Genomic DNA, 10042 nt, shown 5'->3' on the forward strand with positions numbered 1-10042 from the left:
AGGCCACAGTGGTCACCAGCTTGGCTAAGGTTGAGGTACGCACCCATGAGGGCACAGCAAAGGAGTCAACGTGCGCGAGAAGATCGTCCCGCCCCTCGTTCCCCACGCGGTAGCACGGAATATCACCGACTTCGTCATCGAGCAGGCTGAGAAGCCAGCGAACCCGCCGATCTTCGCCCGCCGTTCCGCGGGCGGGGAATGGCAGGATGTCCGGGCCGCCGAATTTCGCCGCGATGCCGAGGCGATCGCCAAGGGGCTCATTGCGGCCGGCCTGAACGCGGGAGACCGCGTAGGCATCATGGCTCGCACCTGCTACGAGTGGACCCTCGTGGACTTCGCCATCTGGTTCGCCGGCGGCGTCTCCGTTCCCATCTACGAGACCTCCTCGCCCTCTCAGGTGGCGTGGAACCTCGGCAATTCCGGAGCGGTCGCCGCGTTCGGCGAGGCCGCCCACCATGAGGACATCATCCGGCAGGCCGTGGATTCCGAAGGACTCAGCCTCACGCACGTGTGGCAGATGACTCCCGCTGGCCTCGACCTGCTGCGGGCTGCCGGGACCAGCGTGACCGATGAACAGCTCGAGGCGCGGCGCTCCGCCGTCGACCTCGACTCCCTGGCGACCATCATCTATACCTCGGGAACACTGGGCCGGCCCAAGGGGTGCGAGCTCACGCACCGCAACTTCGTCGAGCTGTCAGAGAACGCTGCGGCAGCCCTCAACGAGGTGGTCTCCCCCGGCGCGAGGACCATCATGTTCCTCCCGCTCGCGCACGTCTTCGCACGGTTCATCTCCGTGCTGACCGTCGCCGCCGGGGTGCAGGTGGGGCACACCCCGGACATCAAGCATCTGCTCGCGGATCTGCAGAGCTTCCAGCCGACCTTCATCCTCGCCGTGCCCCGCGTCTTCGAAAAGGTGTACAACTCGGCCGCCACCAAGGCGGAGAACGAGGGCAAGGGGCGCATCTTCGAACTTGCGGCTGACACCGCGATCGCGTGGTCGGCGGCTCACGACGACGGCGGGAGCCCTGGTCTGGGCCTCCGCCTCCGGCACGGCCTCTTCGACGTGCTCGTCTACCGCAAGCTCAGGGCGGCGATGGGCGGCCAGATCCGCTTCGCCGTCTCGGGCGGCGGTCCCCTCGGCAAGCGGCTCGGCCACTTCTTCCACGGGATCGGCCTCCTCGTGCTCGAGGGCTACGGGCTGACCGAGACGACCGCGCCGATCAGCGTGAACACGCCGTCGCTGGTGAAGATCGGCACGGTCGGCGCGCCGCTGCCCGGCAACGCCGTGCGCATCGCCGACGACGGCGAGATCCTCGCCAAGGGCGTGAGCGTGATGCGCGGCTACTATCGCCTTCCCGAGCTCCAGGCCGAGACCTTTACCGACGGCTGGTTCCACACGGGCGACATCGGAGAGCTCGACGCCGACGGCTACCTGACGATCACGGGCCGCAAGAAGGAGATCATCGTCACCGCAGGCGGCAAGAACGTGGCGCCAGCCCAGCTCGAGGACCAGATCCGGGCCGACGCGCTCGTCTCGCAGGTCGTCGTGGTCGGCGAGGGGCGTCCCTTCATCGCGGCACTCGTCACGCTCGACGAGGAGGCCCTGCCCGGTTGGCTCGAGCGGCACGGAGAACGCGCGCTGGGCATGGCCGAGGCCGCGGAGAACGAGACGGTGCGACGGCATGTTCAGGGCGTCATCGACCGCGCGAACTCGACAGTGTCCAAGGCAGAGGCGATCCGGGCGTTCCGCGTGGTGCCCACGGACTTCACCGAGGAGTCGGGCCACCTGACACCCTCGATGAAGGTCAAGCGCGCTCAGATCATGGCGGACTTCGGGCCAATCGTCGACGAGATCTACGCTGCGCCCAAGCCCAGCACCGTCTGAGCTCCTTGTGAACAGGCCTTCTGACGAGGCCGAAACGGCCGGTGAGGCAGCGTCTCCGCTTGCCCCACCGGCCGTTTCGGCGTTCGGTCGGCCTTGTTTGCCGTCGGCTAGCCCTGAGCCACGACGAGCAGGAGGTCCCCGCCCTGGACCTGCTGCACGCCGTTCATGACGACGCGCGAGATACGGCCGGCGGCCGGCGTGGTGATGGAGGCCTCCATCTTCATTGCCTCGATCGTCGCGACCGTGTCGCCAGCCTTGACGACGTCGCCCTCCCTCGCGGTGACCGTGACGGCCCCGGCGAACGGCGCGGCGACGTGGCCCGGGTTCGAGGCATCGGCCTTCTCCGCCTGCTGCACGTTGCTCTCCACCGAGCGGTCGCGGACCGAGACCGGGCGCGACTGGCCGTTGAGCAGAGCGAGGACAGTGCGCATGCCCTTCTCGTCCGGCTCAGACACCGCCTCCAGCTGCGCGATGAGGCGCACGCCGCGCTCGAGTTCGATCACGTGCTCCTTGCCCCGCTGGAACCCGTAGAGGTAATCCCGCGTGTCGAGCACGGACAGGTTGCCGTAGGTCTCGCGGCTCGTCAGGTAGTCCTTGGTCGGGCCGGGGAACAGGAGACGGTTGAGCGTGGCCCGGCGCGTCGCCGAATCGCCCTGCAGAGCCTCCGAGTCCTCGCTGCTCAGGGTTTCCTCGCGGACCTTCACGGTCCGGCCCTGCAGCGCCTTCGTGCGGAACGGCTCGGGCCAGCCTCCGGGCGGGTCGCCCAGTTCGCCGCCGAGGAAGCCGATCACGGAGTCCGGGATGTCGTACTTCTGCGGGTTCTCCTGGAAGTCCGCGGGATCCGCGTTGAGGCCCACGAGGTGCAGCGCGAGGTCGCCCACGACCTTCGACGACGGCGTTACCTTGACCAAGTGGCCGAGGATCCGGTCCGCCGCGGTGTACATGTCCTCGATCGCCTCGAACCGTTCTCCCAGGCCGAGCGCGATGGCCTGCTGGCGCAGGTTGGAGAGCTGGCCGCCGGGGATCTCGTGGCGGTACACACGACCCGTCGGACCCGGGAGCCCGGACTCGAACGGCGCGTAGACGCGGCGCACGGCTTCCCAATACGGCTCGAGGGCGCTCACGGCCTCGAGCGAGATCCCCGTGTCGCGCGGAGTGTGCGCAAGGGCCGCGACGAGCGCCGAGGCCGGCGGCTGACTCGTGGTGCCAGCGAGCGACGCCGAGGCGACGTCGACAGCGTCGACCCCTGCCTCAACCGCGGCGAGCAGTGTGGCGAGCTGACCCCCCGCGGTGTCGTGCGTGTGGAGGTGCACCGGGAGGTCGAACCGCTCCCGGAGCGCCGAGACGAGCTTCGCGGCGGCCGCCGGACGCAGGAGGCCCGCCATGTCCTTGATGGCCAGGATGTGGGCGCCCGCATCGACAATCCTCTGAGCGAGCTCGAGGTAGTAGTCGAGCGTGTAGAGCGGCTCCTCGGGATCCAGCAGGTCGCCGGTGTAGCAGAGGGCCACTTCGGCGACCGCGGTGCCGGTCTCCCGGACAGCGCGGATGGCCGGAGCCATCTGGCTCACGTCATTGAGGGCGTCGAAGATCCGGAAGATGTCGATGCCGGTCGCAGCTGCTTCCTTGACGAACGCGTCCGTGACTTCCTCGGGGTACGGCGTGTAGCCGACCGTATTGCGCCCGCGCAGAAGCATCTGGATGCAGACGTTCGGAATGGCCGCGCGGAGGGCCGCGAGCCGATCCCACGGATCCTCGCCGAGGAACCGAAGCGCAACATCGTAGGTGGCGCCGCCCCACGCCTCGACGGAGAGGAGCTGCGGGGTCAGGACGGAGACTGCCGGCCCCGCCGCCACGAGGTCACGGGTCCGAACGCGCGTGGCGAGGAGCGACTGATGTGCATCGCGGAAGGTGGTGTCCGTGACGGCAACGGCAGTCTGCTCGCGCAGGGCCTTCGCGAAGCCCTCGGGGCCGAGCTCGAGGAGGCGCTGTCGCGATCCAGCAGGGGCCTTGGAGAGATCCACAGCCGGGAGCTTCTCCCGCGGATCGGCGTGGACCGTGAGCTCGCCGTGGGGCTTGTTCACCGTCACGTCGGCGAGCCAGCTGAGGAGCTTGGTGCCACGGTCGGCCGAGCTTCGGGCGTGCAGAAGCTCAGGCCGCTCGTCAATGAACGAGGTGGCCACGTTGCCGGCCACGAAGTCGCTGTCGTCCAGGACGGCCTGCAGGAACGGGATGTTCGTGGAGACGCCGCGGATCCGGAACTCCGCCAGGGCTCGCCGCGCGCGCTTGACTGCGGTCGCGTAGTCGCGACCGCGGCACGTGAGCTTGACGAGCATGGAGTCGAAGTGGGGGCTGATCTCCGCGCCCTGGTACACGGTTCCGCCGTCGAGGCGCACACCCGCTCCGCCGGCGGAACGGTAGCCCGTGATCTTCCCGACGTCGGGACGGAAGCCGTTGGCTGGATCCTCCGTGGTGATGCGGCACGGGAGGGCCGCGCCCGTGAGCTGGATCGTCTCCTGGGAGAGGCCGAGGTCTGCCAGGGTCTCCCCCGACGCAATGCGCAGCTGCGCCTGGACGAGGTCGACGTCGGTGACCTCCTCGGTCACCGTGTGCTCCACCTGGATGCGCGGGTTCATCTCGATGAACACGTGCTGGCCCGCCCGCTCGCCCACGGTGTCCACCAGGAACTCGACCGTTCCGGCGTTGACGTAGCCGAGGGCCTTGGCGAACTTGACGGCGTCCGCGTAGAGGGCCTGGCGGATCGACTCGTCCAGCTGCGGGGCGGGCGCGATTTCGATGACCTTCTGGTGGCGGCGCTGCAGCGAACAGTCGCGCTCGAAGAGGTGGACCACGTTGCCCTCGGCGTCCGCGAGGACCTGCACCTCGATGTGGCGCGGACGCAGCACGGCCTGCTCGAGGAAGACAGTGGGATCGCCGAACGCCGCGTCGGCTTCGCGCATCGCCGCGCTCAGGGCCTCCGGGAGGGCCTCCCGCGTATCGACGCGGCGCATGCCACGACCGCCGCCGCCCGCAACGGCCTTGACGAAGATGGGGAAGCCGATTGAGTCCGCCGCAGCGATCAGCTCCTCGGCATCCGCGCTCGGGGCGCTCGACTTCAGGACCGGAATGCCGGCCTTCCGGGCGGCCTCCAGCGCGTGGACCTTGTGGCCCGCGAGCTGCAGCACCTCGGCCGGGGGGCCCACGAAGGTAATGCCCGCCTCGGCGGCAGCCCGGGCGAGGTCCGGGTTCTCGGAGAGGAAGCCGTAGCCCGGGTAGATTGCATCCGCTCCGGCTTCCTTGGCGACGCGGATGATCTCGTCGATATCGAGGTACGCGCGGACGGGATGGCCCTCCTCGCCAATGAGGTAGGCCTCGTCCGCCTTCTGACGGTGAATGGAATTTCGATCTTCGTACGGGAAGACCGCTACGGTCTTGGCACCAAGTTCGTAGCCAGCGCGGAACGCTCGGATGGCGATCTCTCCGCGGTTGGCCACCAAGATTTTCGAGAACACGTCGACTCCTGATCGGGGGCACTGAAAGGGGTCCGGCTAGGTGGTGCCTAGTCTCTACCGAAGCAAACTACCAACTCAACGCGGTGTGGCTGGAATCACGGCGTCAGGGGCTGTAATGTGCCGCGCCGTAAGTGACAGGGCTGGACCTGAGTGCACCCGAGTGACCACTAGGATGGTGAAGGTCGGCCAGCGGATAGAGGTAGTGGATTCTCCAGTGCAAGTAGTCAGCATCAGCAGCCTCAAGGGTGGAGTCGGTAAAACGTCCGTCACCACCGGCCTGGCCTCCGCAGCCCTCGCCGCGGGCATCCCGACCCTCGTCGTCGATCTTGACCCCCACGCCGATGCCTCGACCGCGCTCGGCGTGGCCGCCGACGGCAAGGCCGAGGTGGCGCGGATGCTGAAATCGCCGCGCCGGACGCCCCTCAGCGACAACGTGGTCAGTAGCAGCTGGGTTCGCCGCGCGGCCAGCTTGGAAGGACGCGGACAGCGCAAGCTCGATGTCGCCTTCGGCGGCTCCCTCAGCAGCGTGTACGACCGGCCGGACCTCGGGCGCCGCGACCTCAAGCGGCTCTCCACCGTCCTCGAGGGCCTCGACGGCTACGAGCTCGTCCTCATCGACTGCCCGCCATCGCTCAACGGCTTGACGCGCATGGCGTGGGGGGCCAGCAACAGGGTCCTGCTGGTTGCCGAACCCGGCCTGTTCTCCGTGGCCGGCACCGAGCGGACCATGCGGGCCATTCAGCTGTTCCGCCAGGAATCGGCAACCAAGCTCGCTCCCGCCGGGATCATCGCCAACCGCGTGCGGCCGTCCTCCACGGAGCATGCCTACCGACTCGAGGAGATGAAGCAGATGTTCGGTCCGCTGCTCCTCACGCCCAGCATTCCCGAGCTTGCGAACTGGCAGCAGATCCAGGGTGCCGCCCACGCTGTGCACCACTGGCCCGGAGACGCAGCTCGCACCACCGCTGCGCTGTACGACGAACTTCTCGATGCCGTCATGAAGCAGAACCGCGAATTCCGCTCCCGGTCGGCCCGCTGACAACCACGCACCACCGACAACCACAAAAAGGGCACCCGCCTGGGTGCCCTTCTTGGTGTGAGGCTGAGACGCCGTCGTCCTCGGCTCAGCCGGTCTTCCGGGCGGCGCGGCGGCGGCTCAGCTCGTCGCCGGGGAACGACTGATCCTCTGCGTGCTCGCTCGGGAGCTCCGCGAGACTCCCCTCGACCTCCCGCCACACGCGTCCGACGGCGATGCCGAACACGCCCTGACCGCCCTGGACCAGATCGATGACCTCATCGGCGGAGGTGCACTCGTACACCGACGCCCCGTCGCTCATGAGAGTGATCTGCGCGAGGTCTTCGACCCCGCGTTCGCGGAGGTGGCCGACGGCGATTCGAATCTGCTGAAGGGACACGCCCGTGTCCAGCAGCCGCTTCACAACCTTCAGGACGAGGATGTCGCGGAAACCGTAGAGACGCTGAGAGCCGCTGCCGGCAGCGCCTCGCACGGTCGGCTCCACGAGACCCGTGCGGGCCCAGTAGTCGAGCTGGCGGTACGTGATGCCAGCCGCCTTGCACGCCGTCGGACCGCGGTAGCCGGCCTCCTCGTCGAGAACAGGAAGGTCCTCGCTGAACAGCAGGCCCTGCTCCCCGACGGGGACATCGACACCGGGGCCGCTGATCTGACGCAGCTGGCCTGGCTCGTCCTTGGTGGGACTCACGTCACCCTCCTTCTCTCGCTCCCCCTGAGGATGCTGCACCGCCCAAGAGGGGGCCCCGAAAGAGCAGCACTGTAATTACACCGATCAGCGCAACTACCAGTGTCGCCCCTAGAAGGCCAGCGATGCAATGGGAGCGTCCACTCACGACGTTAGAGGGGGTGGGTTCCGAAATCAAAGACCCGAGCCTCCGGGCTTTCCGTGTCGGCCTATTCGTCGAAGTCCTCGGGCTCCACGTCGGCAAGGAACTCCCGGAAACGGCGCATCTCGCGCTCCTCTTCCTCAGGTGTAGGGGCCGCCTCTTCGGTGCCTTCCTCGCTCCCCTCCGCGAGCTGGACCCCGGCCTCCTCGAGGACCGCATCCGCACACCAGATGCGGCAGCTCACGCGCAGCGCCACGGCAAGCGCGTCCGAAGCCCGCGACTCGATGACCGTTCCGTCGTCGAATCCGAGCTGAGCGTAGAAGACGCTGTCCTGGACGGCGACGATCGTCGCGCTCACCACTTGACGTCCGAGGCCGTGGACCACGTTCACCAGAAGATCGTGCGTGAGGGGGCGGGGAGGAACCACGTGCTGTTGGGCGAGGGCGATCGCACTGGCCTCCGCCGTGCCGATCCAGATGGGCAGGTGCCGCTCGCCGTGCTTTTCCTTGAGGAGCACGAGCGGCTGATTGGACGGCAGCTCGATCCGCACGCCCACGACCTCGACTTCGATCATCACCCCTCCATTCTGGAAATGCGGCCATGCACGAGCGCCCGATGCAGCGTCAGGCATAGGTCGCTGATCTCCCGGGCCGTCTCAGCCGTGCGGGCGCGTGCCGCTTCGTCACGGCGGGACGCGACGGGCGCCACCGCGCGCTCCACCAACCCGAATTCCCGCTCCGCGGCCGCGCGGAACAGGCCGAGGTGCCGAGGCTCGATCCCGTGGGACTCAAGCTGCACGCAGGCACGGGCCACTTGGAGCGCGTGCTCGTCGTAGCGCTCATCCTCCGGAGCGATGAGCCCGAAGCTCCGAAGCGACTCGACGAGGGAGGCGCTTGCGCCGGACTCGGCACGGAGCTGCTCTTCGGTGAGCGAGCGGGGCCGCGTGGTCTGCAGCTCGGCCGCCACCTCATCGCTCACCGCCCTGGGGGCAAGACTCAGGCCTCCGGGGAGGTTCTCGGGGCGTTCGCCACGGTCGATGGCGTCGAGGTAGTCCTTGATGACCTTGAGCGGAAGGTACTGATCGCGCTGGAGGGCCAGGACGAACCGGAGACGTTCCACATCACGCTCCCCGTACTGGCGGTAGCCTGCGGGCGTGCGCTGGGGCGAGATGAGGCCCTTCTCCTCGAGGAAGCGGATCTTCGACGCTGTCATGCCCGGGAAATCGTCAGCCAGGGCCGCGAGTACATCCCCGATGTTGAGGCTCGGCGCGCCCCTGCGCTCGGAATGAGCGAGTGCCATGCGCTCCCCCCTAGGCGGACCTCGCCGTGTTGCGGGCAGGGCTCTGGTAGTAGGTCAGACGGAACTTGCCGATCTGGACCTCGGAGCCGGTCCGCAGCGTCACCCGGTCCACGCGGTCGTGGTTCACGTAGGTTCCGTTGAGGCTCCCCGCGTCCACGACCTCGAATCCGCCGTTGTCGACCCGGCGGAACTCGGCGTGGCGTCGCGAGACGGTGACGTCGTCGAGGAAGATGTCCGCGTTGGGATGCCGGCCCACGGTGGTCGATGCCGAGTCGAGCAGGAAGCGGGCCCCCGCGTTGGGGCCCGAATGAGCGATCAGAAGGGCCGAGCCGAACGGAAGAGCCGCGATCGCCGAGGCCTCCTCCGACGTCAGCTGACGGGTCCGAAGGGGTTCCTGTCCAATGGGCGGCAGATGGATGGACGTCGTCTCCGACGCCGAGACATCGCGTTGCGTGGCCTCACCCGCGTCCAGACCACGACGCTCCTCGCTGCCCATCATTCCTCCTCTTCGGCGTATCCCCAGATTTCTACCCTACCTGCTGTTCGTACTGGGATGCACTGAGCAGATCGTCGACCTCCGACGCGTCCTTGAGCCGGACATCGAAGAGCCAGCCCTCGCCGTACGGATCGCTGTTCACGAGGGCCGGATCGCCGTCGAGCGCCTCGTTGCGGGCCACGATGGTCCCGCCTACCGGGGCGTAGATGTCGCTCACGCTCTTGGTCGACTCGACCTCGCCGACCACCGCATTCGCGCTCACCTCGGTGCCGATTTCCGGCACCTGGACATAGACGACGTCGCCGAGCGCGTCCTGCGCGAAATCGGTGATGCCCACGCGCACCACCCCGTCCTCGCCGGACGCAGCCACCCACTCGTGCTCCGCGGTGTAGGAGAGGTCGGCGGGGACGTTGCTCATGGTGCTCGCCTTTCATCGAAGGTGTGCCCGGAATTTCGTCGGCGGAATTCATCGCGACTGGGCGGTATCGCAGAAAGTATAGGCACAACGTTTCCCCTCTTCAGTGCGCCGTTTCCCCTGTTCGGTGCGTCATTTTCTGGGACGATGTTGCCTGGCAGGAGGGTTACGAAGCGCTGAGGAAAGGCACGGCCATGCCCGAACTTCCAGAGGTCACGGCACTCGCGGCGTATCTCGACGAGCGGCTCAAGGGCGCAACGATCGAGCAGGCACTCTTCCCGGCCATCCATGCGCTCAAGACGGCGGATCCCCCGTACACCTCGCTCGTGGGACGTCGCGTGGAGTTCGTGGGCCGGCGCGGGAAGTTCGTCGTCATCAATACCTCCCCCGGCGGCGATGCGGACGAACCCAAGGACGACGACGAAGCCCGCATCTCCGTCGTCGTGCATCTTGCGCTCGGCGGCTGGATGCGGATCTCCGACCAGCTCCCCGCGCCGACCCCGGTCCGTGGAAAGGGCTACGTGGCGGCCCGCTTCGGGTTCGTCCGCGGCGAGGAAACCACCGGCATCGACCTCACC

Annotated in this window: 9 protein-coding genes; 3 read left to right on the forward strand and 6 right to left on the reverse strand. The window is 67.9% G+C overall.

What is annotated here, in order from left to right:
* The first annotated feature begins 70 nt into the window (after positions 1-70).
* Complete coding sequence (locus ACTHL9_RS08845) at positions 71-1885, forward strand: AMP-dependent synthetase/ligase (protein WP_440518483.1); 1815 nt, start codon at positions 71-73, stop codon at positions 1883-1885.
* Positions 1886-1992: 107 nt separating this feature from the next.
* On the opposite strand, the gene ACTHL9_RS08850 is transcribed toward ACTHL9_RS08845, so the two are convergent.
* A complete protein-coding gene (locus tag ACTHL9_RS08850) occupies positions 1993-5394 on the reverse strand; it encodes a pyruvate carboxylase (protein ID WP_440518484.1) in 3402 nt (1133 codons plus the stop codon).
* A gap of 214 nt (positions 5395-5608) precedes the next feature.
* Here ACTHL9_RS08850 and ACTHL9_RS08855 point away from each other — a divergent pair, with 214 nt between their 5' ends.
* The gene (locus ACTHL9_RS08855; protein ID WP_440518485.1) at positions 5609-6433 is read left to right on the forward strand and encodes a ParA family protein; all 825 of its coding nucleotides are present in this window, start codon (positions 5609-5611) and stop codon (positions 6431-6433) included.
* Positions 6434-6518: 85 nt separating this feature from the next.
* Here ACTHL9_RS08855 and ACTHL9_RS08860 read toward each other — a convergent pair whose 3' ends face one another.
* The 5 genes from ACTHL9_RS08860 to gcvH form a co-directional block, all read right to left on the reverse strand.
* Entirely contained in the window at positions 6519-7115 is a 597-nt protein-coding gene (locus ACTHL9_RS08860) for a MerR family transcriptional regulator (RefSeq protein ID WP_440518486.1), read from the reverse strand.
* A 206-nt stretch (positions 7116-7321) separates the two neighbouring features.
* Positions 7322-7828 (reverse strand): bifunctional nuclease family protein, encoded by a 507-nt coding sequence (locus ACTHL9_RS08865; RefSeq protein WP_138413878.1) that lies wholly within the window; start codon positions 7826-7828, stop codon positions 7322-7324.
* Positions 7828-8553 (reverse strand): transcriptional regulator FtsR, encoded by a 726-nt coding sequence (gene ftsR, locus ACTHL9_RS08870; protein WP_440518487.1) that lies wholly within the window; start codon positions 8551-8553, stop codon positions 7828-7830. The genes ACTHL9_RS08865 and ftsR overlap by 1 nt, the downstream gene beginning before the upstream one ends.
* 10 nt (positions 8554-8563) lie before the next feature.
* The gene (locus tag ACTHL9_RS08875) at positions 8564-9049 is read right to left on the reverse strand and encodes an FHA domain-containing protein (protein WP_249335951.1); all 486 of its coding nucleotides are present in this window, start codon (positions 9047-9049) and stop codon (positions 8564-8566) included.
* A gap of 31 nt (positions 9050-9080) precedes the next feature.
* Positions 9081-9467 carry a glycine cleavage system protein GcvH gene (gcvH, locus tag ACTHL9_RS08880; protein WP_440518488.1) on the reverse strand — a complete coding sequence of 129 codons (387 nt, stop codon included), beginning with the start codon at positions 9465-9467 and terminating at the stop codon, positions 9081-9083.
* 191 nt (positions 9468-9658) lie between these two features.
* Between gcvH and ACTHL9_RS08885 the strand changes: the two genes are divergently transcribed.
* A partial coding sequence (locus ACTHL9_RS08885; RefSeq protein WP_440518489.1) for a DNA-formamidopyrimidine glycosylase family protein occupies positions 9659-10042 on the forward strand: 384 nt, incomplete at its 3' end.

This window comes from Sinomonas sp., assembly GCF_051955515.1.
In the GTDB taxonomy this organism is placed as follows: Bacteria; Actinomycetota; Actinomycetes; order Actinomycetales; family Micrococcaceae; genus Sinomonas.

Excerpts from the sequence above, each read along its gene's own strand:
- ACTHL9_RS08865 (WP_138413878.1), bottom strand. The coding sequence starts at position 7,828 with ATGATCGAAGTCGAGGTCGTGGGCGTGCGGATCGAGCTGCCGTCCAAT.
- ftsR (WP_440518487.1), bottom strand. The coding sequence starts at position 8,553 with ATGGCACTCGCTCATTCCGAGCGCAGGGGCGCGCCGAGCCTCAACATC.
- ACTHL9_RS08875 (WP_249335951.1), bottom strand. The coding sequence starts at position 9,049 with ATGGGCAGCGAGGAGCGTCGTGGTCTGGACGCGGGTGAGGCCACGCAA.
- gcvH (WP_440518488.1), bottom strand. The coding sequence starts at position 9,467 with ATGAGCAACGTCCCCGCCGACCTCTCCTACACCGCGGAGCACGAGTGG.